Genomic DNA, 21,766 nt, shown 5'->3' with positions numbered 1-21,766 from the left:
GATGAAGGTAGTCATGATCTGTACGGAAAAATTGCCCGTCCCTCCCGTCCGCGGCGGCGCCATCCAGACCTATATAGCGGGAATCGTCGATGTTTTGGGTCAACATCATGACTTGACTGTACTCGGAACGACCGACCCTTCCCTTGCGACAGATGAGAGAGTGCGCAACGTACGGTATGTGAGGGTTGACGGGCAAGGCGTTTTTGAGACATATGCAGAACAAGTCATCCAGTTTTTACGCACCCAATCCTACGATCTCATCCACGTGTTTAACCGGCCGAAATTGGTGCCGCTCATAAAGGAAGTCTGCCCGAATGCAAGAATCGTCCTCAGCATGCACAACGATATGTTCGATCATGCGAAGATCGACCCGCAGGATGCAGCCAAAACGGTCGCGATGACGGATCGGATCATCACCATCAGCGATTACGTAGGGCGAGTCATTCAGTCGCTTTATCCTGAATCTGCCGGCAAGCTCCGCACCATTTATTCGGGAGTCGATTTGCAAACGTTCGTGCCATGGGAAAAATCCCAATCAGCCCGGCAGGTCAGGCAAGAGCTAAGGGCCATGCACAATCTCGGAAACAGACAGGTGATCTTGTTTGTAGGGAGACTGACTCCGAAAAAAGGGGCAGACATCTTGGTGAGGGCGATGAATGAACTGCATGCCCAGCATTCCGATATTGCTCTCGTCCTCGTGGGCGGAGCCTGGTACGGTGTCGATAAAATAAGCGACTATGTCGCTTATGTGCGGTCTCTTGCCGATCGATCACCCATTCCGGTCATCACTACAGGATATGTCAATGCCGAGCAGATTCACCAATGGTTTTGGACGGGGGATATCTTCGTGTGTCCTTCCCAATGGGAGGAGCCTTTGGCAAGGGTCCATTACGAAGCGATGGCGGCAGGACTGCCATTTGTGACGACCAAGCGGGGAGGCAATGCAGAGGTCATCATTGGAGGAAACGGCTTTCTGGTGGAAGAACCGGAGAATCCACGTGCCTTTGCTGACCAGCTGGGCAAACTGCTCGCGAGCCGTGATCTGCAAAGGAAAATGGGAAGTGTCGGAAGGAAGTTGGCGGAGGATCGATTCACCTGGAATCGGGTCGCCAGTGAAGTATTGGAGGTTTGGAAAGGGATTCAGGCTCAAGAGTAATTCAGCAAGGAGTCGAATGGTCAATGGGGGTTGTCTGGCTGACTACAGCGAGACAATCTTTTTATGACACGAAAGGGACAAGCAGGACGATAGCGGTGAGGGCTTGTCCGCGCCTAGGAAAAGCCCTCGGTATTGGATGAGGGGGCGGTTCCCTCACGACCACGCCCCCGAGCCAAAAAAGCTTTAACCTGATGCAAGACGGCGATCCAAGGATTCTTCAGCATCGGATGGCCAATGCAGAGAAAGGGTTTGCTCCATGTCCTCCTCGGCCTCGTTTGATTCCAGTCCTTCTACAGAAAGCTGCAGGTTGGGTATGACGGCCACAATCCGGTTGAGAGGGATCAAGATGCTGCTTCCGCTCATGTCGAGGGAAGCGCTCGTACGCAGTTCAACCATGCCTTCCTCGACTCGGACAAGACTTCCTATCCGGTATTTGCGGTTATCGGGTCCCCAGTCTGATTCGAGAAGGAGTTCGATGGTCTGGTTTTGTTTCATACATTTTTTCAGTTCTTTGCGAAGACCATTCATGCTGGCTTCCTCTGCGCGCTCTTCGGCTTCCACTTCCACTTGAACGATCGGTGCAGGAATCACGATCGGTTTGGGAGCCTGAATATTCACGGACGGTGCTTCTACTTGTACCTGGGGAACGGGTGACGAAACCGAAACCTGGGGAGCCGGTGTGGAGACGTGAACCTTTGGAGCACGCACGATGAACCGAAGCAATTGTCTCAGGCTTCTTCTCGAAAGGCCGAGTCTGCGGGCACTGGCTCTCGTAGCCTTGGCACGTGTTCTATTTCGAGCTGCTCTGGCCATTTGCAAAAGACACCTCCCTCTAGACATGTATTATCATATTCAGCGCAGGAGGGACTGTCATGGACAAATACCCGGGCAGGAGAAAATGGGGCAGGAAAAATCACGTTTGATCTGAAGATATCCCAAGTTTTCCTAAAAACAAATGGAAAATCATGTATAATGATTCAGGTAATCTCAAAAAAAGAAACATGGAGGTTTCGGCATGAATCAAACGCCGCTCGCTCCCATGGGAGTAGGGAAGCTGTTGGACCGCAGCTTTGAAGTGTATCGTCAGCATTTTGGCGCTTTTTTTCTGATGACCCTGATGCTGTTCGGTCCGTTTTTGCTTTTGCAGGATATCCTCATTTTTGATCTAGGCAGCATGTCTTTCTTCGTACAGGATACGGACGGTTCTGATTTTTGGGAATCGATGGCCAGCCGGTTCGCAGCAGAAGAAGCCGTTGCAACAGATCAAATCGGCTTCCTGCTGCTGTACTTGCTGGTCGTATTGCCGCTGATGTCATTCGGCGCGTACCCGCAATTGCTGTCGGGGGTCATTTTATTGACCAAAGCCGCCATCGAAGGAAAAGAACTCGGCATCAGAGATGCGTTGAAGCAATCGTTTCGCCGTTTTTGGCCGTTAGTAGGTGCCACCATAGTATATGGGCTGGTCATAATCGGGATTGTCCTCGGATTCATGCTCGTCTGCGCGCTGTTCTTTTTCCTGTTCACGCTCGTATCCGGGGCGACGCTAGACTCTCTGTTTGAGGGAGACAGCGGCGTGGGTCCGATCGTATTTGCCATTTTTTTCGTAATAGCCTACGTGTTGTTTTTACTGGTGATCATGGTCGTGCCTGGCTTTTTCATGCTCCGATGGGGCTTTTACTTGCCTTATACGCTGCTGGAAGGAGACGGAGTGGCGATCGGGAAGAGCTGGCGTTTGACCCAAGGCAACTTTTGGCGACTCTTCGGCCTTTACTTGGTGCTCATCGTGCTGTACTCCGTATTGTCAGGCGGTCTGCAGGCAGTCATTACTGCCTCGATGGGGGTGTCGGTCATCAGTCAACTCATCCTGCTCGTTGCCTCCTGCCTGTTAACGCCATGGATGTTGATCGTCTACTCACTCGCTTACTTCGATCTTCGTGTAAGAAAAGAAGGAACGGATTTGTTCTCGATGCTTCACCAGCAGATGGATAAAGAGCAAGCGATCGCTCCCGAACCCGCCCAAAGCCCGGAGACCTCCCATGAATAGTGGACTTCCTTGGACGGAAGACAAGGAAAGGCTGGCTGAGATCCTGTCACGAGAGGAATACGCTCATCACGACGGCAGTCAGGAGAATTGGCTGTACCAGCTGCTGAAGCCGTTGCTAGAGGCGATCTCCCGAATGTTCGAGCTGGGGCAGCTTCCAAAAGGGACGGCAAGCACCATATCGACTGTGGTGCTCGTGGTTTTTGTGATCGGCCTGCTATTCTTTTTGTATTGGTTGTCGAGCAGGATGGTCCACGAACAGCGTCGCAGGCAGCCCTTCCTCACCAAAGGAGAAAAAATCCGTACCTATTCCGATTATTTGCGAGAGGCACGCGATTTTGGCAATCGCCACGAATGGCGTGATGGAGAACGCTCTTTGTTTCTCGCACTTCTGATCTATCTGCAACGAAGAGCATGGATTCGCGTAGAGCCATGGAAAACGAATTGGGAGTACGCAGAAGAAATCCAGTTGAATCAGCCGCAGGCAGAAGAGCTGTTTCGCATGAATGCCCGCATCTTCGAACAGGTGTGGTACGGAAAAGAGGCAGTGAATGAGCGAGGGTTCTGGGAGCGGCTGAAGCACCTGGAGACGTTCTGCGAAGAGGAGGGGCTGGATGGATAGCTTGCGCACGTATCGCGTGGGAATCGCCATTGCCATTCTACTCCTGCTTGTTTGCGGGTGGTTATTGGTCGAGCCGCACGGTCCAGATGCTCCACCGTTTGTCTCGACGTCAGCAAAGCCTGATGGCCTAAAGGCATGGACCACCTTGCTCCAGGAGAAGGGGAACCGTGTAAAGGAGTGGAAACAACCGATGCGTGCACTGCCAAGAGGCGAAGGTCAGGCGCTCGTGATGGTTGAACCCCTCACTTTGACAGGCAGCGAGCAGGAAGAGCTGTTCGCTTGGGTAAAAGAAGGCAATGACTTGATTGTGTTTGAAGATGAGCCCGAGGGGTGGGAGTCGTTCCAGTTTTCCACGACCGAATGGGAAGACGATGAAAACACGCAGGAGAAGAACATCAAGGGGCAGCAGCTCGTAGATGGGCAATATGGAATAGCTCGGACGTCATACCGGATCAATTCCTCCTCTGCTCTGGAAGTGCTTCTGTACGACGATCGCGGTATTCTGGCAGGTCGCATCCAGGCTGGTGAGGGAAGCGTGATGCTGTTCCTCGTGCCAGAGTGGTTGACCAACCAGACCATCCTGAAGCACAACCATTTCGAGGCGATCTGGCCGTATTTTCAAAAGAAATGGTCCGTTTTGTGGATGGATGAATATCACCACGGCATGCAGCAGAATCCGGGTTTGCTGGCTGTTTATCCAGGGTGGCTGATCGCAGGCTGCATGCAAGCAGGAATCCTGCTTTTGCTGTGGATTTGGTGGAAGGGGAAGCGATTCGGTCCCGTCTATACCTTGCGGGAGTGGACGGTACGCCGAGGAGATGAGACGCTGCTTGCCGTGTCAAGCTGGTACGAAAGACGCAGCCTCGCCAAAGATGCTCTTTTGCACAGGGAAGCCTTCCTGCGGCAGCTGTTGTTTGATCACTGGGGTGTCCACCGCCGGGCAGATCGGGCAGAGATCATTCGTCTGGCAAGAACCAAATGGAGCAGCCCTGACGTAGAGAAGCTCGCAAACCTGTTGGAACGGATCGAATGGGCTAAGGCAGAGAAACGATACACATCCAAGCAGTTGCTCAAAGACAGTCTATTGATCGACGACATCACCATGCGCTTGGAGAAGGAGTGAAAACGAGATGGAGCAATTGCTAGCACATATGGAAAAAGAGCTGATCGGGCAACGGCAAAACGTCCGCTTGCTGGTGGCAGCTTTGTTGGCCGGCGGGCATGTGCTTCTGGAAGGAGTTCCCGGCATCGGGAAGACCAAGATGGTACGTACCCTCTCTCGGCTGATCGGAGGGGAGAGCAAAAGGGTCCAGTTTACACCGGACATGATGCCTAGCGACATTATCGGACATGTCGTATTCAACATGCAGCTCAACCAGTTCGAGACTGTCAAAGGACCGGTTTTCACCCAGTTGCTCTTGGCGGATGAAATTAATCGGACAGCGCCCAAAACACAAGCGGCATTGCTTGAAGCCATGGAGGAACACCAAGTGACCATTCAGGGTACCACCTACCCGCTTCCGGAGCCGTTCTTCGTGGTGGCCACGCAGAATCCGGTGGAGTACGAGGGGACGTACGTATTACCGGAAGCCCAGCTGGACCGCTTTTTGTTCAAGCTCAACATGCAGTATCCGTCTTACGAGCATGAAAGGCAAATCCTTCAGCAGCATGCGGTACAGTTAGAAGCGGAAGAGGTGCTGCCTGCTCCGATCCTTTCTGTAGCCGATCTGTTGCAGGAAAGAAAAAAGCTGAAGGAAGTCGTGGTAGCCGAATCCATTTTTGATTACATCACCACACTCATCCGCAAAACGCGGGAAACGACCCGTCTTCAGCTCGGGGCGAGCTCACGTGCCGGTATTGCCGTACTGCAGGCGAGTAAGGCATGGGCGCTCCTGGATAATCGGATGTATGTGACGCCGGACGATGTGAAAACAGTGGCGCGTCCTGCCCTGCGGCATCGGCTGATCCTGTCGCCGCATGTGGAGTTGGAGGGAGGTACCAGTGACCAAATCATCGATGAGACGCTGGCCGCTATTCCAGTACCTCGCTGATGTCCTGCAAGATCGTTTTCTCTTGCCGTCGAAACGTCTCCTGCTATTGGTGTTAGTAGGTACGCCGATTGCCGTTGCAGGGCATTTGCTGGGTACGGGATATCTAGGGTTTTGGATGTATAACGGCTTGATTTTTCTAGCCAGCTTGATCGACTGGTTTACGCTTCCGCGAAAGGCGGACTTGACTCTGCATAGAACGATGCCAGAGCAGACGGACCTCGGACAGTCCTTTCACATTGAGATCCGATTGCAGAATAACAGCGGCCAGGCAGTGGCGTATGTCATTCGGGATGACCTGCCCCTCTCCTTTGAGGAAGCAGGCCCGCTGGCCGGGAAATTGGAGAGCACCGAGGGAGGGGTTCTGTATTCCACGCGTGCCACTGAGCGGGGGGAGTATACGTTTCGCTGGTTGTACATGCGTTGGCAGGGCAGGGTAGGGCTGTGGTGGAGACAAAGCCGCTTTTCGGCCGAACAGGCCATCCGCGTCTACCCGGATTTGTCCGCTGTGCGAGGCTATTTGGCATCTCTTCAAGACAGCCTGATCGTCGACGGGAAAAAAATCTTGAGAAGAACCCGGGCAGGCTCTGAATTTCATGCCATCCGCGAATACGGGTATGACGATGATCCGAGAACGATCAACTGGTCTGCCTCTGCTCGGACGCGGCGATTGATGAGCAACCAATACCGTCCAGAGCAAGGAAAAGTGGTGACGATCCTGCTTGACTGCGGAAGGCTGATGGGAGTGGAATGGAACGGTCGAACGCGCCTGGATTCCACCTTGGAAGCCGCCATGACATTGGCTGCCGTCGCATTGCGCCAGGGAGATCAGGTCGCACTGCTCGTCTACTCCAATGTGATCAAAACGTACATACCGCCCGGGAAAGGTCTGCGGCACCTGCATGTGCTGCTCGAGGCGACGTACGATTTGCGCAGCGACTTCGTCGAATCGGACCCAGCCAAAGCGTTGGAATTCCTGCATCGTCAGCAGAAGAAGAGAAGTCTGATGGTTCTCTTTTCCGATATGGAAAACTACCTGGTGGAGGATCAATTGGGAGGGCATCTATGGAGACTGCGGCGTTCTCATTTGCTGCTGCTGCTGAGCCTCTCGGATCCCCTGCTCCATGGATGGAGCAAAGGGCCGACAATGAGCAGCCAGAATGCTTTCGTAAAAGCATTGGCCCAACGATTCCAGCTGGATCGCCGGGCGTTTCAACAAAAAATGATCGGCGCGGGCATCCAGGTGCTGGACGTACCGGCCGATCAGCTGACAGTGACGCTGGTCAATACTTACTTGGAAATCAAGTCGAGAGATGCATTGTGAGTGCGGCGCAGTCGCGCTAGGCCCCATGAGTACCAGGCGGCAAGGATCACCAAGGTCAGGAGGGCTACCCCATACTTTGTTTCCAAGGATAGCTTGGATGGCGTGATGTACCCCTCAATGAGACCTGCGACGACGAACAGGGGCAGGGTCGCGAGCAGCAGCTGAGCGGACTGTTTGGCAGCAATGAGAAACTGATGCTTGCGGTTATACCGGCCTGGCACGAGCAGGCGGTATCCCATGTGGAGACCTGCTCCCCCTGCTAGAAAGATCGCGGTCAGCTCGATGACGCCATGGGGAAGAATGTAGGCCCAGAATGCGTAGCTGCTGCCGGCTAGCGCGTACACCCCAGCGAGTGCGCCTACCAACAGCCCGTTGAACAACAGCAAGTAAATGGGCAAGATCCCGAGGGTAATCCCGCCGACGAAAGCCAGCATGGCGACTTTGATGTTGTTGGTCATGATCATGGTAGATAGGACGGGGCTATTCACAGACTCGTGCCCTTCTCCCAGCTGTGCAGGGTTGATTTGCTCGGCCATTCCTTGCGGCAAAACGTAATACACATTCAATGGGTCCACCAGGACGGCGGCAAAGCCAGCAGCTCCGCCGATGAGGAACAACAAGGCAGCAACTGCAACGAAGCCCATTCGCTGTTGCACCAGCTGCACGAGATGGTGGCCAAAGAAATGCTTGAGCTGGTACCAGCTGCTCCCTTGTTGCCTGTATGTCAGGTTGTGGGCGCGGGATACAAGCAGGTTCAGGTACAGAGTCACTTCATCGGTCGGGTGAAAGGTGCGGATATAGGCGAGATGCGCCGACGTCTTTTTATACAGCAGGGTCAGACGATTGATCTCATCCGCATTGATTTTCCGCGGCTGGCGTGTGAAGCGTTCCACCAATTGCTCCAGCTCAGCCCAAGCCGATTTGTGTCTATGCCAAAATGAGGTAATATCCATGAATGACGCCTCCGTCCAACAGGTTATGAAGAGGGGGAATGAAACGAACATGTATGAACCGACGCAACATCAGCATGAGCGTGGCGCTTCAGTCGTGACTCCTGAGCATGTGCTTCTCCGCTTTCAGACAGCGGGTTTGGGGAGTCGGGCAGCTGCGCTGATGATCGACACCGTCATTCTGTTCTTGGTTAATCTTACTGTATTCATCGTGATCGGCCTAGTCATATTTGGAAAAGATCATGATTTTTTCCTGGAAACGGAAAATTTGGCGATCGCCATCGTAATCCTGCTAGCCTTTGCATTCAATTTTGGCTACTTTTTGCTTCTGGAGGCCTTCTGGCGCGGTCAGACGATCGGAAAGCGCATGATGAGTCTGCGCGTCATGCGGGACAATGGCCAGCCGATTACATTTATTGCGGCTGCGATTCGGAATCTGTTTCGCATTTTGGATGGACTGCCGATGGGGTATTTCCTCGGCGCGATCATCTCCTTTTTTCATCCGCAGGACAAACGGCTGGGGGATCTCGTAGCAGGCACCATTGTCGTAGCTGAAAGCTCCAGTACAGGGCCCTCTCGTAAAAAAGGGCAGCAGCAAGCATTGCCAATCATGGGAGAGGGGCGAGCGCTCGATCTGGATGAGAGGCAGAAGGGCTTGATCACCCGTGAAGATTGGCAGCTTCTTTCTTCTTTTATTCAGCGGCAAGCTTCTCTGTCTCCAGAGAAAAGAAAGGAGCTCGCCACCCAATTGGCAGGACTGTTGGCTAAAAAGCTGGGGTTGCCGGAAGAACCGGTGGTCAATGGAGATCCGCTTGTCTTTTTGCAGCAATTGCACGCGAACTTGCAAAAAGACTGGAAGCTGGGATCGTAGGATCGAAAACCGCCCGATACGGCGGTTTTTTTTCTAGGTACGGGTAGCCACAAAGGTGTATAGTCAGAGTATTGAGTGGTTTCGAAAAATGGATGCCCGAAGAGGTATGGAAGCAGAAGGGAATGGGATGAGATGAGCATGGCAAAACAGCTGACAGAAGCGTACAAGCAAAGCAATTACCAGATTCCGGGACATGGCCCGCGAAATATTCAGGTATTGCAAAGGGCACTAGCAGAGCTGGATGGAAGCCTGGAAAGTGACATATATGGAAAGGGCACCATCATTGAGGAGTTTGAAAAAAAGCTGGCAGCTGTTCTGGGAAAAGAGACAGCGGTGTTCTTTCCCAGCGGTACGATGGCCCAACAGATTGCGCTTCGCATCTGGTGTGATCAGAAATCGTTGAAGAAGGTGGCTTATCATCCCTTGTCTCACTTGGAGATTCATGAGGAGGACGGCTTGAAAAAGCTGCATCTGATCGAATCCGTCTTGTTCGCTGACAAAGACAGGTTGATTCGGCTCGAAGACGTGCAAAACATGGATCATGAAGTAGCATGTCTTTTGCTGGAGCTTCCGCAGCGGGAGATTGGCGGAGAATTGCCCGATTACGAGGAGCTGGTCGCCATCTCCCAATACTGCCGCGAAAAAGGGATCAAGCTGCAGCTGGATGGGGCGCGGCTCTTTGAAATTCTTCCGTATTACCAAAAAACAGCAGCTGAAGTCTGCGAGCTGTTCGATAGCGTGTACATCTCTTTTTACAAAGGCATTGGCGGCCTCGCAGGCTCGATCCTGGCCGGGGATGAGGAATTTACAAAAGAAGCGAAGGTCTGGAAGCGTCGCCATGGAGGAGATTTGATCAGTCTGTATCCGTACATTCTCAGCGCTGATTATTACTTTGAGCTGAGGAAGGATCGCTTTCCTGTTTATCATGAGCAGGCAAAAGAACTGGCAGCCTTCTACAATGAATGCCATGGAATCAAAACGCGTCCATAAGTGCCTGTCTCCAACATGTTCCACGTTCACATGCCTCTGTCAAAAGAAAAGCTGGAGTCCGTTTTTCTGTCGGTTTGCGAAGAAACAGGCGTCGGTCTCACCGCATCCATTCTGGTCGTCGACGAGGAAAACAGCTATTTCGAAGTCAGTGTAGGGGATAATTATGGAGGCGTTCCAAAAGAAGTGTTGCAGCATGCCTTCCGTGTGCTCGATGAGAAAATGAAAGCTGCGATTGCCGAGAGATAGTCGGAATGGTTAGGGCCAAGTCGAAGTGAACCGAGAGCTTCCTGGGGGATTCTTTCTCTGAGGGAGCTCTTTCATTTGGGAAGGAGATTAAATTTTTACAATTTTTCGCAAAAGGCTTGCCGAAAAATGTTTCATGTTATAATAAAACCTCACTCTTTGTCAAAAGAAAGGAGGGGGTAGCCGATGAGCGATAAATTTGTACGAGCTCAATCGACCACGTCATCCACACTGCAGCTCCCCGCCAATGGAGCGCAGGAGGGGAGACGCAAAAGAACCGGACTGTTTCGGAGTTTGTTCCAGACGTTGGTTCCCTCCCAGACGGAAGGCAGGAAATCCCCGTGGCCGCTAATTGCGACCATCGTCATTTGGGTAGGCCTCGCCTATGCAGGATATGCCTTCGCTGTCCACACCTTGGACAAGCAGCAGCAATATGTCAATGAACGCTTCGAACAGGTACAGGAAGAAAATCAGAAGCAAATGATTGCGCTAGGAGAACAGCTGACGCAAGTACAGGATGAAATGAAAACCGTACAAGACGGCCTGTCCAATTTGGAAGAAGATTTGCAATTGACAGGGGAGACGATTGGCGGCACCAATAAGACGAAAGAAGCACTCCAGGATCGGATTGACCAGTTGAACAAGCAGCTCGTCGATTTGAAAGCCTCGTTGAAAAAACTGGAGGATGCAGCGCGTGCTTGGTAAAGTGAACCGGTTTTTTGCGTTTTTGCTGGCGCCTGCTCTCGGCTTTCTCGTTGCCTTTTCCTGGGCCAATCCGGTGGACAAGCTCCAGGTAGAGGCATTGAAGCTGCCAGCCGAGCAGTCTCATGCGCAGGCGACAGCGCTTCGCGAAAAACTGGATGAGACCCGTGAGCAGATCGATCATGCCGAAGAACTCATCGATGATATCCGGGACCGTACGGAAAAAGAGAAAAAAGATTTTGAAAAGCAAAATGAGCACATCGACAACCTGCTGGCTGCGAGTAAATCGCAAACGCAAAAATCGGCAGGCGTCCTGGATACGATCCTGTCCAATATGCTCGGGAATCCCATCGGACAATCGTTCGGCAAAAACTCTACAGTGAAAGTGTACTCGCTGGAGGAGGCCGGATACCGTGGTTATATGGCCAAAGTACGCTTGAACAATCCTCAGGCTCTGAAGATGGTCCTCGCGAACAACTCGGTCAAGAGCAAGGGGGAGACGACCAGCCACGCAGGAAAACGCACGGGAGCGGTCCTGGCTATCAATGCCGGCGGATTCATGACCGACAAGAGCGGATATGTCACTCCTTTGGGGATCACGGTGGTGGACGGAAAGATTCGCACGTTTTCCAACAACTCAAAGCTGAGCTTTGTCGGATTTAACAGCAAGGGTCATCTGGTCGGCACCAAAATAACGACTCAACAGCAAATTACGCAGCAAGGCATCTTGCAGGGTGCAAGCTTTCTGCCGCGCCTTTTGCAGGATGGCAAGCGCTTGGCGATTCCTCGCGAGTGGGCGAATGCTCGTCAGCCGCGTACGTTGATCGGTCACTTTGACAACGGAGATTTGCTGGTGATCGTGATTGACGGTAGACGGGAAGGTTGGAGCAATGGAGTCACGCTGGAAGAAGCTCAGCGGAAACTGCAGGAGTTCCACGTCGTAGACGCGTACAATCTCGATGGTGGAGGTTCGAGCGCATTTTATTACAAAGGCAAATTGATGAATAAACCATCTGGCGGCAAAGAGCGCCCCGTTGTAAGCAATTTGGTCATTATGCCGTAGAGCTGCACATACACCTTTTCTGGTAGATTTCACCGGGAAAGGTGTTTTTTTTTCGAGTAATTTTTCAAAAGGACCATAGACATGTTGACCGATAAAAAACCTGAAAATTATAATAATAGAAGAAACAAGAAAATAATGTCAGGGGGGATCGTATGAAAAAGGCAAGGCTATTTGCCCTTTCGCTTCTCACTGCAGCCACCTTCGCAATGCCCGTACAGGCCAAAGTTCCCGGTGTTCCTGAAGGTGTAGACGGCGCGACAAAAGGCATCGTGGCCGTATCCCATCCGGCGGCAGCCCAGGTAGGCAAGGACATCCTGGCGAAGGGCGGGAATGCAGTGGATGCAGCTGCAGCGATTCAGCTTGCCTTGAACGTAGCAGAGCCGTACATGTCGGGTATGGGCGGCGGCGGGTTCATGATGATTTACCTCAAGGACCAAAACAAGGTCACGGTCATTGACAGCAGGGAGGTAGCGCCTGCTGGAGCCAGGCCGGAAATGTTCCTGCAGGAGGATGGCCAGCCGATCCCCTTTGAAGAACGGCACACAAACGGCCAGGCTGTGGGAATCCCCGGCACTTTGCTCGGTGTAGAAAAGGCTTTGAAAAGCTATGGGACCATGAAGCTGCCAGAGGTCATCGAACCCGCGATCGAGCTCGCTTCCGAAGGGGTTCGGGTAAACTGGGTAACGGCAGACAACATCAAGAATTCACTCGACAAACTGAGGAAGCACGTCACAGCGGCACAAGTATTCGCCCCGCAAGGCGTACCGCTGCTGGAAGGAGATTTGCTGGTTCAACCGGATTTGGCGAAGACCCTTCAGCTGATTCACGACAAAGGAACGAACGTTTTTTACAAAGGGGAAATTGGGCAAGCGCTTGTGAGTACGGTACAACGGACAGGCGGAACCATGACCTTGGAAGATTTGAAAGCGTATACGGTCAAGGAGAGAGAGCCTGTTCGGGGCACCTTCCGAGGGTATGAGGTGGTGACGATGGGGCCCCCGAGCTCTGGAGGATTGACCTTGCTGCAAATCCTGAAGCTGATGGAGGGCTACGACAATCAAAAGGACGGCTTTGGATCCGCCATCTACCTGCACCATTTGATCGAAGCCAACCACCTTGCCTATGCGGATCGGGCAGCCTACATGGCGGATGAAGATGTGTATCCGGTGCCTAAGCAAGGCTTGATCGACGACAGGTACATTCAGGAGAGGAGAGCGCTGATCAAGGATGATTCGGTCAATTCCAAGGTGCAGGCGGGAGATCCGTGGAGATATGATCCGGGCAAAAAACCGGTCGTTGCGATGAACTTCCGCGATCCTTCTCCCGTGAAGCAAACCACCCATTTCTCGGTCATGGATCAATGGGGGAATCTCGTCTCGTACACGACCACGATCGAGGATGTCTTTGGCAGCGGGATCATGGTGCCGGGCTACGGATTCATGCTGAATAACGAGCTTACTGACTTCGATGCCATGCCAGGCGGTGTCAACCAGGCCGAGCCTGGCAAAAGACCGCGTTCAAGCATGACGCCGACGATCGTCTTGAAAGATGGAAAGCCGTTTTTGGCAGTCGGATCACCGGGCGGGTCGACCATTATCGCGTCTGTCTCGCAAACGATTCTAAATGTCATTGATCACGGCATGAACGTTCAGGAGGCGATCGAGGCTCCGCGAATCTTTTCAAGTGCGTACCCGGCGGTGACATGGGAAAACGGCTTTGATCAGGATGTCATCCTGCAGCTTCTGGCCAAAGGACACGGCTTTGCCGAAAAACCGACAAACATCGGGAACGTGCAAGCTGTCGTATATGATCTGGAGAACGGAAAGATGTACGGTGGAGCTGATAACACTCGCCAAGGAACGGTTCTGGGTGTCGATGCCGTTGCGTACACCACGGCGGAGCCCGAGCAGCAGGCTGTGCAGCCCTCTGGCCCATTTGAATTGAAAGTGAACGGCATCGTCTATCCATACAGGGCCGATCAGATGAGAGTGGTGAATGGAACCGCTTATATTGAGGCAGAGAAGCTGGTGCTTGGATTAGGCACCGATTTTGCGACCTTCAAAAATAAGGCAGTGGCGATTGACGGCAAAGGCTTTTTGCCTGTCAAAAAGGTGGCGGAGGCATTGGGATATACCGTGGAATGGAATGCAGCAGATCGCACGCTGCAATTGCAAAAATAATGGGAGAAGAGGTGCTCGTCTTGAAGAAAGTACTCGTACTCGGTGGAACCCGTTTTTTCGGAAAGAGATTGGTGCATGGGCTGGTTGAGGCAGGAGCGGACGTGACGGTGGCGACAAGGGGACTGGCCGAAGTCGAGCTGCCGCCTGGGGTCAAGCGATTGACCTTGGACCGCGATGATCGGGAATCCCTGTCTGCTGCGGGTGAGCAATCGTGGGATATCGTTTATGATAACATCTGCTATTCCTCTCAAAATGCACTGGATGCGTGCGACGTGTTTCGCGGGAAAGTGGGGAAATATGTGTTGACCTCCACGCTCTCCGTCTATGATTTTTCCGATGAGAGTCTGAAAGAGGAGGCATTCGACCCGTTCCACTACGAGATTTTGCCCGCCACAAGAGAGAAAGTCACCTATCAGGAGGGAAAGCGTCAGGCAGAGGCAGTCTTCTTCCAGCAAAGCGACTTTCCGGTTGCGGCAGTTCGTTTCCCGATCGTTCTGGCAGAGGATGACTATACCCAGAGACTGCATTTCCACGTCGAGCACATTCAACAGGAGCGCCCGATCGGCATCGCGAATCCCCAGGCCATCATGTGTTTCATTCATGCGCAAGAAGCAGCTGAGTTTTTGCATTGGGTAGGCACTTCATCCTTGACAGGCCCCATCAATGCTTGCTCCAACGGAACCATCCGCCAGCAGAGCTTAATGGAGAACATCGCACAGATCGTCGGCAAGCCAGTGGAGCTGGTGGCTGAACAGGATGCAGCTGACTTTTCTCCCTTTGCGTTTCCGGCTTCTTTCTATATGGATAACCAAAAAGCCCAAGCAGCCGGGTTCACATTCCGGGAGCTGGACGAGTGGCTTCCCGAGCTTATTCAGACGATTTCAACAAAACTTTCAACGCCAAAAGTGTGACAATCTACGCTTTTTTTCTGTCTAACTCCGTGGTAAGGTAGAGCAGAACGTATGTGTCTGCATGGAATCAGGAGGACAAGACATGAAAAGAAAACACACTACTGGTCTTGCTATTGTCGCAGCATTATCAGCAGCACTTTTAGGTGGATGTGAAGCTCCATCGCTCGGAAAATTGCTGTCAGGAGAAAAACAGCAAGCTTCGACAGAGCCGGCTCCGGGGCAGACGGGCGCACCTTCGCAGCAAGAGGCAAGCCCTGTACAAAATAATAGGCCTTCTTTGGAAGAGACCATACAAATGGTGGATGGCGTGCCTACGGTGACCAATGCAACGGAAATGACAGTAGTCGTAAATAAACAGCGTGCATTGCCGGCGGATTATGTTCCTGCTGATCTGGTAGAGCCGAACGTGCCCTTCCCATTCGATGAGAAAGTAGAGAAACGGATGATGCGCGCGGAAGCCGCGGGTGCACTTGAAAAACTGTTTGCAAAGGCGAAAGAGCAAGGGATCGAGCTGTATGCCGTCTCGGGCTATCGTTCCTACCGAACACAAAAATCGTTGTTTGATACGTATGTGAAGACGCAAGGTGCAGAGCACGCCGCTGCCTATAGCGCGGTTCCTGGGAAAAGTGAGCATCAGACTGGCCTTGCGATGGATGTATCCGGGGTAGACGCGAAGACCCGATTGGAAGAGTCATTCGCAGATACGCCGGAAGGACAGTGGCTCGCGGCCAACTGTGCAGAATTCGGATTTATCATCCGCTATGTAAAAGGGAAAGAAGACATTACAGGTTATGCCTACGAGCCTTGGCATTTGCGGTATGTGGGGAAAGAGATCGCAGAAGAGATCATGAAAAAAGGCATTACCCTGGAGGATTATTTCGACCAATCCGGATCCGTTCAAAAGCAATAATCGTTGCAAAAAAGAAAGCCGCTCATAAGGAGCGGCTTTTTGCTATTCGCTTAACGGGGAAGACGGATGTCGGCGAGCGGCCAATAAACGGCTTCTGCGCGTCCTACGACATGGTCCAGCTTTACCGGTCCGATGACACGGCTGTCCATACTGTTGTTGCGGTTGTCTCCCATCACGAAAACACTGCCCTCAGGGATCGTAACCGGACCGAAGTCTTCGGTTAGAGTGACACCCGCTGCAGAAGCTTTCAACTTATTGTTCGTCAAATACTCTTCACTCAGTGGTTGTCCATTGACATACAGCTGATCATTCTTCGCTTCCACGGTATCTCCGGCTTTCGCGACTACGCGTTTGATCCAGTTGTCTCCGCTGGCGTCAGGATGAATGATCACAATGTCGCCTGGTTGGGGGTCTTTCAAATAATAGATGGCTTTGTTTACGATCACGCGCTCGCGGTCGTGCAGCGTGCTCTCCATCGATCTTCCTTGAACCACGTATGGGGCCATCACAAATACGTAGATAAAGACGGTCAATCCGCCAATCAGTAAGAACGATTTTAACCAATCAAACAGTTCTACTTTCCATTTGGTTGCACTATTCGTTTGTTCCATAGATCTGATCTCCTATGTAATTGGTTTTTCTAGTACTCTGGTCAAAACCTGCCCTTTCATTATACATGCTTTACGTTTGAATACGGAAGAAGATTCAAGGAAAAGGTTGGGAGAGCGAAAAAAGTTGGCGAGTAAAATCCATGTCACGATTTTGCCATTTTCGGGTATTGTCAGTTTTTCCTGTTTGAGGTAAGATGATGTTGCAAATAACTTTTACAGTAAAAATATTAAATCGTAAACACATTGTCACAGTTCACGCACCTGTATCTCAGAAAAATGATTTTGAAGGGTAAGACTTGCTCTTCCCGTACTTACACTATATAGTTTTATAGTAAAAGTATCGTAAAAAATTTCTGAAAACAGGTGATGATGTGAGCGAAATGTCCCGCACCAGTAAAATCGAAGAATTGGATCGCGTATTTGTCGAGATGGCTCGCTATTTTATCAGCCATTGGCTGGAGGAAGAAGAGCAGATCAGCCCAAAGCAATTCATTTTGCTGCGAGTGCTTCATGAACGTGGACGAAGTACGGTATCCGAGCTGGCGAATATACTGAAGCAGTCCAATAGCGCTACAACGATTGCGCTCAATAGGCTAGTGAAAGCTGGTTACATTGATCGGATCCGAGACGAACAGGACCGTCGTGTCGTATGGGTTACTTTATCCGAAAAAGCAATCCCATTGATTGAGAGTCTTTTGTCTCGTCGGTGTGTGCTACTAAGTAAGCTGTTGGAAAACCTGAGCGACGAAGAGATTGCACAGTTTACATATTTTCTGGTGAAAATGAAGCAGTGTTTGTAGCAAGCCGTCAGGTTAGCGGGTGGGGGACATTTCTGATGACAGTGTGTACAACCAATGGGGAGTGTACACAAGATGAGAAAAAGCAGCACATGGATGATGGGAAGCATGATTCTGGGAGCAGCGCTGTTTGCGCAAGCAGCCTGTGCGGAGGAGCCTGCTGCCACAGCCGCACCAACAGCAGCTCCGGTTGCACCAACAGCAACCCCGATTGCACCAACAGCAACCCCGATTGCAGCACCACAAGCGACAACCTCCGGTCAAGCGGGATGGGTCAACATGCCAGTGGAAGATCAATACGTTCTCCCGCAAAAAGAGCAAGTGACTTCCAAATCTGCCGGATGGGCGAACAGTCCTGTAGAAGATCAGTTCGTGATTGTAAATGGTGATCAAGCAGCAGCAACCAATGCCGCAAGCGGCTGGGTAGCAGCTCCTGTAGAAGATCAATTCGTTATCCAAAACCAACAGGTTCCTGTAAATGCGCCTTCCGCTGGCTGGGTAGCAGCTCCTGTAGAGGGTCAATACATCGTGGTGAATCCTGCAGCAGCATCGGCAGCTCCTACAGTAAGCGGCTGGGTAACTGGTCCAGTAGAGGATGAAACGATTGTCATCAATGCCGACGCATTCCAAAATACCGGAAGCGGCAGCGGCTGGTCTTGGACTGCACCAGAGTCAGACAGCGACAAATAAAGGAAAAATAGAAGGAGACGCTTTGCTCAGAGTGAGCAAAGCGTCTTTGTGCTTTTTCAATCCGGATGCAAGCGAATGGGTAAACAGGGAGTTCCCGGTAAAAACTATAGCGGAAATCCGGAAAGGAGGAGTACGAATGACTCAGCAACAACAGGGCAGACAAGAATGGGCAGAGCAAGGTGGAGCTGCAGAAGCCGCTGAGATGTCAGGGACAAATGAATTTGCAGATGGAATGGCGACGACCCAAGAACAGGTGAGCGACATGTACAAGATGGGGACGATCGAGGACAGAGGAAACAGGCAGTGACACAAAAGGGGAGTCCAGCTGCAAGACGAGCTGGTGCTTCCCTATATCCAATTGATAAAATATATTTTATTGACTTATTGCGATTTATCGTTAAAAATACAAGAGGAATCAGAAAATTGGGAAAGGGTGAGTGATTCATGAGAGATCCGCGTCTTGAGCAATTGGCTTACAATCTCGTTAACTATTCCGTACGAGTGCAGCCAGGTGAAAACATCCTGATAAATGCCAAAGGAGAGACACCAGATCTGGTAGCGGCGCTGGTGCGTGAAATCTACAAGGCAAAAGGGAATCCTTTCGTTCAGCTGATCAATCCGGCAGTGAGCCGTGAATTGGCGATGAATTGCAATGAAGAACAACTGGCCGTCATGGTAGAGCATGAAGTGAAGCTCATGGAAAAAATGGACGGTTACATAGGGATTCGTGCGGGAAGCAACATCAATGAAATGGCAGATGTGCCAGGTGACAAATTGGGCATGTATTCCCGCCTGTATGAGCTTCCCGTGATGAACGTCCGCGTACCTCATACCAAATGGGTCGTTCTTCGCTATCCGAACGCTTCAATGGCGCAGCTCGCGAATATGTCGACGGCAGCATTTGAAGACTTTTACTTCCAGGTGTGCAATCTGGACTACGCAAAAATGGACAAAGCGATGGATAGCCTCGTAGACCTGATGAATCGCACCGATGAAGTGCGCCTGGTTGGTCCGGGTACCGATCTGACTTTCTCCATTAAAGACATTCCTGCCGTGAAATGTGCAGGACTCCGCAATATTCCGGACGGTGAAGTGTACACGGCTCCCGTAAAGGATTCGGTCAATGGAACCATCACTCACAATGCGCCGACACCGTACCACGGTTTTGTGTTTGAAAATGTACAGCTCACTTTTGAAAACGGAAAAATTGTCAAAGCGACTGCGAATGATACAGATCGAATCAACCAGATTCTAGACACGGATGAGGGAGCGCGTTACATCGGTGAATTCGCAATTGGCGTAAACCCATTCATTCGCAACCCGATGAAAGACATTCTGTTTGATGAAAAAATCGACGGAAGCTTCCACTTCACCCCAGGCCAATGCTATGACGAAGCATACAATGGCAACAAGTCTTCCGTTCACTGGGATATGGTATCCATCCAGCGCCCAGATTGGGGCGGTGGAGAAATCTGGTTCGATGGCGTATTGATTCGCAAAGACGGTGTCTTTGTCATCCCTGAGCTGGAATGCCTCAACCCAGAGAATTTGAAAGCGTAGCGTCTTTTATTGCTGCGTATACTGCTCCAAGCGCTCTTTCGCGAGTTCGAGATCCATCTCCACTTGAAAGAGCATGTATAGATTGCTTGACCGCAGCACGCTTCTTCTGGCAGCGTGATAGAGAAACGGTTTGCTCTGTTTGACGACGGTCATGATTTCTACAGTCGGGGGAACGACTTGCTTGATCCGCAGGACTCCCTGCAGGTAACGGAGAAACTTTTGTACCGTTTCCTGTGCATCCGAGTTTGGGATGGTATCGATCAAGTCAAAGAATTCACGGACGATCATTTTTCTCGTCTCCAGAGGCTCAAATACGCTGGTCCGATTCATGAGTGTCACCTCGCGAGTAAGATAGGTACTCTATCTTCTACCTCCAGACGAAGAAAGATAAACCTAAAATTGTGTAAAAAGTCTCCGTCGTCGAATGATGACCGGGACTTTTTTGCTATGTTTTATTCTTTCGTCGGGTAAACAGCACTGTTTTCCAGAGGAATCCGAACGCGAAGCAGCATCCATGCATTCAGCAGTGAGAAAGTGAAAGCGGTGAAGATAGCGCCAAACGTCATCGGCAATACGAAAAGCTCGGTTGCGACCACCAGGTAATTGGGATGACGCAGAAAGCGGTAAGGGCCGCGCAAAACGGGAGGAGAGTCAGGCACGATCAAGATCCGGGTATTCCAGCGGCTCCCCAGACTCCAGATGCACCAATAGCGCAGGGCCTGGGCACAGAGAAACACTGTAAACGAAACCTTCCACCACACGGGAAGAGAAACAGGCTGGGACATCATCACTTCGACAGTCAGACTCAGGAAAAAGAGAACATGCAAAGCGACGATGTACACGTAATGCTCGGCACCGACTTCATATCCGCCCATCTCTCGCGCGATCCGCGCATTTCTGGCTGCGAGGAAAAGCTCAGACACTCGCTGCATGAGTAGGACTCCAAGGACGATCCAAAAAAATAGCACCTGCGTCACCTCGCTTCCAGAAGCAGCATTTCTGAGCTGAATCCAGGACCGAGTGCCGCGAGCAGTCCTAAATCGCCTGGCTCCCAATTCCGCTCCATGCTCTTCTCCAGCACGAAAAGCACGGTCGGAGAGGACATGTTGCCAAAGTCCCTCAGTACCTCTGAGGAAAGACGCGTAGCTTCGGCTGACAATCCCAATGAACGCTGGTAGGCAGTCAGCACCTTGGCTCCTCCCGGATGAAAAATGAAATGCCGCAAGCGGTCGACTGAGGTGTCATGAGGGGTTAAAAAGGTATCGACATTTTCTCGCATGGATTGATGGATGAGGCTGGGAATGTCGCGGGAAAAGACGACCTTGAGGCCAGGCTCTGTCACCTCCCAACCCATGACGTCCAACGTATCAGGCCATGTCGTAGTCCGTGCACCGCGGAAATACGGCCGCGGGGAGCTTTGTTCTTGCGAGCCTGCATGGTCGCCTTCGATGAGAACAGCAGCAGCGCCGTCCCCAAACAGACAGGTCGCGACCAGATTGCTTTTGGACATATCTTGTCGGATAAAGGTCAAGCCGCACAGCTCGACGCTGACGAGTAGCACACGGCGTTCTGGATAAGCGCGAGCGTACTCGCAAGCACGAGAGAGTCCCATGGCACCGCCTGCACATCCGAGACCCCAAAGAGGTACGCGGGTGACGTCCGAGCGCATCCCTAACCGGTTGACCAAGCGCGAATCCAGACTGGGCGTAGCGATTCCGGTGCTGGATACAAACATCAGGCAGTCGATAGAGTCAGCGGAGAGCTTTGCTTTTCCCAAGCAATTGCGCGCTGCCTGGGCTGCCAGCTCTTCTGCGTTAGCCACGTACAGCTTGTTCTTTTCAGCAAAATGCCGTTCACTTTCATACCAATCCAATGGCATGCAAAGATGGCGCTTGTGGATCTGACTGTTTCCGAATACGCCCAGGAGTCGGTCAATATCAGGGAAAGCGTCTTGAAAAAAGCGACGCGCCAATTTCATCGAATCTTCTTGGGTAATTACATAGGGAGGTACTGCAGTAGCAACAGCTTCAATCCGGGGCATCCAGTCTCTCACTCCCGTCTTTCAGTAGGTACTCATCAGTTTTCCCTTACCATTTC

22 protein-coding genes and 1 pseudogene are annotated in these 21,766 nt (G+C 51.7%); 17 read left to right on the top strand and 6 right to left on the bottom strand.

The genetic code is table 11. From position 1 onward, the window contains the following. The first annotated feature begins 1 nt into the window (after position 1). Entirely contained in the window at positions 2–1,156 is a 1,155-nt protein-coding gene (locus tag JNE38_RS18600; protein WP_203255120.1) for a glycosyltransferase family 4 protein, read from the top strand. A gap of 183 nt (positions 1,157–1,339) precedes the next feature. Here the strand turns inward: JNE38_RS18600 and JNE38_RS18595 are convergent, their stop codons facing one another. Further along, the gene (locus tag JNE38_RS18595) at positions 1,340–1,969 is read right to left on the bottom strand and encodes a hypothetical protein (protein ID WP_203255119.1); all 630 of its coding nucleotides are present in this window, start codon (positions 1,967–1,969) and stop codon (positions 1,340–1,342) included. Positions 1,970–2,171: 202 nt separating this feature from the next. Between JNE38_RS18595 and JNE38_RS18590 the strand changes: the two genes are divergently transcribed. From JNE38_RS18590 to JNE38_RS18570, 5 genes are read left to right on the top strand one after another with little or no spacing between them, the layout of a single operon-like run. Next, positions 2,172–3,200: a DUF7847 domain-containing protein gene (locus tag JNE38_RS18590; protein WP_203255118.1), complete on the top strand. Its 1,029-nt coding sequence runs from the start codon at positions 2,172–2,174 to the stop codon at positions 3,198–3,200. Beyond that, positions 3,193–3,819 (top strand): DUF4129 domain-containing protein, encoded by a 627-nt coding sequence (locus JNE38_RS18585; protein ID WP_203255117.1) that lies wholly within the window; start codon positions 3,193–3,195, stop codon positions 3,817–3,819. Before JNE38_RS18590 ends, JNE38_RS18585 begins: the two co-directional genes overlap by 8 nt. Continuing rightward, positions 3,812–4,942: a DUF4350 domain-containing protein gene (locus JNE38_RS18580; RefSeq protein WP_203255116.1), complete on the top strand. Its 1,131-nt coding sequence runs from the start codon at positions 3,812–3,814 to the stop codon at positions 4,940–4,942. Before JNE38_RS18585 ends, JNE38_RS18580 begins: the two co-directional genes overlap by 8 nt. Before the next feature lie 7 nt (positions 4,943–4,949). Next, entirely contained in the window at positions 4,950–5,870 is a 921-nt protein-coding gene (locus JNE38_RS18575; protein ID WP_203255115.1) for an AAA family ATPase, read from the top strand. Continuing rightward, complete coding sequence (locus JNE38_RS18570) at positions 5,821–7,191, top strand: DUF58 domain-containing protein (RefSeq protein WP_203255114.1); 1,371 nt, start codon at positions 5,821–5,823, stop codon at positions 7,189–7,191. Before JNE38_RS18575 ends, JNE38_RS18570 begins: the two co-directional genes overlap by 50 nt. Here JNE38_RS18570 and JNE38_RS18565 read toward each other — a convergent pair. Next, on the bottom strand, positions 7,158–8,144 hold the full coding sequence (locus JNE38_RS18565; protein WP_203255113.1) for a stage II sporulation protein M: 987 nt from the start codon (positions 8,142–8,144) through the stop codon (positions 7,158–7,160). The two genes, JNE38_RS18570 and JNE38_RS18565, sit on opposite strands and share 34 nt — an antisense overlap. Here JNE38_RS18565 and JNE38_RS18560 point away from each other — a divergent pair. The 7 genes and pseudogenes from JNE38_RS18560 (at position 8,143) to JNE38_RS18530 (ending at position 16,011) form a co-directional block, all read left to right on the top strand. After that, entirely contained in the window at positions 8,143–9,012 is an 870-nt protein-coding gene (locus tag JNE38_RS18560; RefSeq protein ID WP_238933371.1) for an RDD family protein, read from the top strand. The genes JNE38_RS18565 and JNE38_RS18560 overlap by 2 nt on opposite strands. A 132-nt stretch (positions 9,013–9,144) precedes the next feature. After that, positions 9,145–10,248 (top strand): annotated as a pseudogene (locus tag JNE38_RS18555) (threonine aldolase family protein). 183 nt (positions 10,249–10,431) lie between these two features. Continuing rightward, positions 10,432–10,950 carry a hypothetical protein gene (locus JNE38_RS18550; protein WP_203255112.1) on the top strand — a complete coding sequence of 173 codons (519 nt, stop codon included), beginning with the start codon at positions 10,432–10,434 and terminating at the stop codon, positions 10,948–10,950. After that, complete coding sequence (locus JNE38_RS18545; RefSeq protein ID WP_203255111.1) at positions 10,931–12,010, top strand: phosphodiester glycosidase family protein; 1,080 nt, start codon at positions 10,931–10,933, stop codon at positions 12,008–12,010. Before JNE38_RS18550 ends, JNE38_RS18545 begins: the two co-directional genes overlap by 20 nt. Before the next feature lie 152 nt (positions 12,011–12,162). Next, complete coding sequence (ggt, locus tag JNE38_RS18540) at positions 12,163–14,190, top strand: gamma-glutamyltransferase (protein ID WP_203255110.1); 2,028 nt, start codon at positions 12,163–12,165, stop codon at positions 14,188–14,190. A 20-nt stretch (positions 14,191–14,210) separates the two neighbouring features. After that, positions 14,211–15,101 carry a Rossmann-fold NAD(P)-binding domain-containing protein gene (locus JNE38_RS18535; protein ID WP_203255109.1) on the top strand — a complete coding sequence of 297 codons (891 nt, stop codon included), beginning with the start codon at positions 14,211–14,213 and terminating at the stop codon, positions 15,099–15,101. Positions 15,102–15,183: 82 nt separating this feature from the next. Further along, positions 15,184–16,011: a M15 family metallopeptidase gene (locus JNE38_RS18530; RefSeq protein WP_203255108.1), complete on the top strand. Its 828-nt coding sequence runs from the start codon at positions 15,184–15,186 to the stop codon at positions 16,009–16,011. 50 nt (positions 16,012–16,061) lie between these two features. Here JNE38_RS18530 and lepB read toward each other — a convergent pair whose 3' ends face one another. Beyond that, positions 16,062–16,622 carry a signal peptidase I gene (gene lepB / locus JNE38_RS18525; protein ID WP_203255107.1) on the bottom strand — a complete coding sequence of 187 codons (561 nt, stop codon included), beginning with the start codon at positions 16,620–16,622 and terminating at the stop codon, positions 16,062–16,064. A gap of 380 nt (positions 16,623–17,002) precedes the next feature. Here lepB and JNE38_RS18520 point away from each other — a divergent pair, with 380 nt between their 5' ends. The 4 genes from JNE38_RS18520 to JNE38_RS18505 all read left to right on the top strand — a co-directional run bounded on the left by JNE38_RS18520 (position 17,003) and on the right by JNE38_RS18505 (position 19,669). Beyond that, the gene (locus JNE38_RS18520) at positions 17,003–17,422 is read left to right on the top strand and encodes a MarR family winged helix-turn-helix transcriptional regulator (RefSeq protein WP_203357633.1); all 420 of its coding nucleotides are present in this window, start codon (positions 17,003–17,005) and stop codon (positions 17,420–17,422) included. 72 nt (positions 17,423–17,494) lie between these two features. After that, positions 17,495–18,109 carry a hypothetical protein gene (locus tag JNE38_RS18515; protein ID WP_203255106.1) on the top strand — a complete coding sequence of 205 codons (615 nt, stop codon included), beginning with the start codon at positions 17,495–17,497 and terminating at the stop codon, positions 18,107–18,109. A 136-nt stretch (positions 18,110–18,245) separates the two neighbouring features. After that, positions 18,246–18,416 (top strand): DUF4025 domain-containing protein, encoded by a 171-nt coding sequence (locus JNE38_RS18510; RefSeq protein ID WP_203255105.1) that lies wholly within the window; start codon positions 18,246–18,248, stop codon positions 18,414–18,416. A gap of 137 nt (positions 18,417–18,553) precedes the next feature. After that, on the top strand, positions 18,554–19,669 hold the full coding sequence (locus tag JNE38_RS18505; RefSeq protein ID WP_203255104.1) for an aminopeptidase: 1,116 nt from the start codon (positions 18,554–18,556) through the stop codon (positions 19,667–19,669). A gap of 6 nt (positions 19,670–19,675) precedes the next feature. Here JNE38_RS18505 and JNE38_RS18500 read toward each other — a convergent pair whose 3' ends face one another. The 3 genes from JNE38_RS18500 to JNE38_RS18490 all read right to left on the bottom strand — a co-directional run bounded on the left by JNE38_RS18500 (position 19,676) and on the right by JNE38_RS18490 (position 21,710). Further along, entirely contained in the window at positions 19,676–19,999 is a 324-nt protein-coding gene (locus JNE38_RS18500; protein WP_203255103.1) for a hypothetical protein, read from the bottom strand. A gap of 122 nt (positions 20,000–20,121) precedes the next feature. Continuing rightward, positions 20,122–20,601, bottom strand: coding sequence for an isoprenylcysteine carboxyl methyltransferase family protein (locus JNE38_RS18495; protein ID WP_203255102.1), 480 nt, complete (start codon positions 20,599–20,601; stop codon positions 20,122–20,124). Positions 20,602–20,642: 41 nt separating this feature from the next. Next, positions 20,643–21,710: a type III polyketide synthase gene (locus JNE38_RS18490; protein WP_203255101.1), complete on the bottom strand. Its 1,068-nt coding sequence runs from the start codon at positions 21,708–21,710 to the stop codon at positions 20,643–20,645. Positions 21,711–21,766 lie beyond the last annotated feature (56 nt).

Source organism: Brevibacillus choshinensis (assembly GCF_016811915.1).
GTDB lineage: Bacteria > Bacillota > Bacilli > Brevibacillales > Brevibacillaceae > Brevibacillus > Brevibacillus choshinensis_A.
Note: the sequence above shows the minus strand (reverse complement) of the source record. Positions and strands in the feature narration are given on the sequence as shown.

Excerpts from the sequence above, each read along its gene's own strand:
- JNE38_RS18560 (WP_238933371.1), top strand. The coding sequence starts at position 8,143 with ATGAATGACGCCTCCGTCCAACAGGTTATGAAGAGGGGGAATGAAACG.
- JNE38_RS18510 (WP_203255105.1), top strand. The coding sequence starts at position 18,246 with ATGACTCAGCAACAACAGGGCAGACAAGAATGGGCAGAGCAAGGTGGA.
- JNE38_RS18530 (WP_203255108.1), top strand. The coding sequence starts at position 15,184 with ATGAAAAGAAAACACACTACTGGTCTTGCTATTGTCGCAGCATTATCA.
- JNE38_RS18595 (WP_203255119.1), bottom strand. The coding sequence starts at position 1,969 with ATGGCCAGAGCAGCTCGAAATAGAACACGTGCCAAGGCTACGAGAGCC.
- JNE38_RS18515 (WP_203255106.1), top strand. The coding sequence starts at position 17,495 with ATGAGAAAAAGCAGCACATGGATGATGGGAAGCATGATTCTGGGAGCA.
- JNE38_RS18545 (WP_203255111.1), top strand. The coding sequence starts at position 10,931 with ATGCAGCGCGTGCTTGGTAAAGTGAACCGGTTTTTTGCGTTTTTGCTG.
- JNE38_RS18500 (WP_203255103.1), bottom strand. The coding sequence starts at position 19,999 with ATGAATCGGACCAGCGTATTTGAGCCTCTGGAGACGAGAAAAATGATC.
- JNE38_RS18490 (WP_203255101.1), bottom strand. The coding sequence starts at position 21,710 with ATGCCCCGGATTGAAGCTGTTGCTACTGCAGTACCTCCCTATGTAATT.
- JNE38_RS18590 (WP_203255118.1), top strand. The coding sequence starts at position 2,172 with ATGAATCAAACGCCGCTCGCTCCCATGGGAGTAGGGAAGCTGTTGGAC.
- JNE38_RS18575 (WP_203255115.1), top strand. The coding sequence starts at position 4,950 with ATGGAGCAATTGCTAGCACATATGGAAAAAGAGCTGATCGGGCAACGG.
- JNE38_RS18580 (WP_203255116.1), top strand. The coding sequence starts at position 3,812 with ATGGATAGCTTGCGCACGTATCGCGTGGGAATCGCCATTGCCATTCTA.
- lepB (WP_203255107.1), bottom strand. The coding sequence starts at position 16,622 with ATGGAACAAACGAATAGTGCAACCAAATGGAAAGTAGAACTGTTTGAT.
- JNE38_RS18600 (WP_203255120.1), top strand. The coding sequence starts at position 2 with ATGAAGGTAGTCATGATCTGTACGGAAAAATTGCCCGTCCCTCCCGTC.
- ggt (WP_203255110.1), top strand. The coding sequence starts at position 12,163 with ATGAAAAAGGCAAGGCTATTTGCCCTTTCGCTTCTCACTGCAGCCACC.
- JNE38_RS18505 (WP_203255104.1), top strand. The coding sequence starts at position 18,554 with ATGAGAGATCCGCGTCTTGAGCAATTGGCTTACAATCTCGTTAACTAT.
- JNE38_RS18520 (WP_203357633.1), top strand. The coding sequence starts at position 17,003 with ATGTCCCGCACCAGTAAAATCGAAGAATTGGATCGCGTATTTGTCGAG.
- JNE38_RS18565 (WP_203255113.1), bottom strand. The coding sequence starts at position 8,144 with ATGGATATTACCTCATTTTGGCATAGACACAAATCGGCTTGGGCTGAG.
- JNE38_RS18495 (WP_203255102.1), bottom strand. The coding sequence starts at position 20,601 with ATGCAGCGAGTGTCTGAGCTTTTCCTCGCAGCCAGAAATGCGCGGATC.
- JNE38_RS18550 (WP_203255112.1), top strand. The coding sequence starts at position 10,432 with ATGAGCGATAAATTTGTACGAGCTCAATCGACCACGTCATCCACACTG.
- JNE38_RS18585 (WP_203255117.1), top strand. The coding sequence starts at position 3,193 with ATGAATAGTGGACTTCCTTGGACGGAAGACAAGGAAAGGCTGGCTGAG.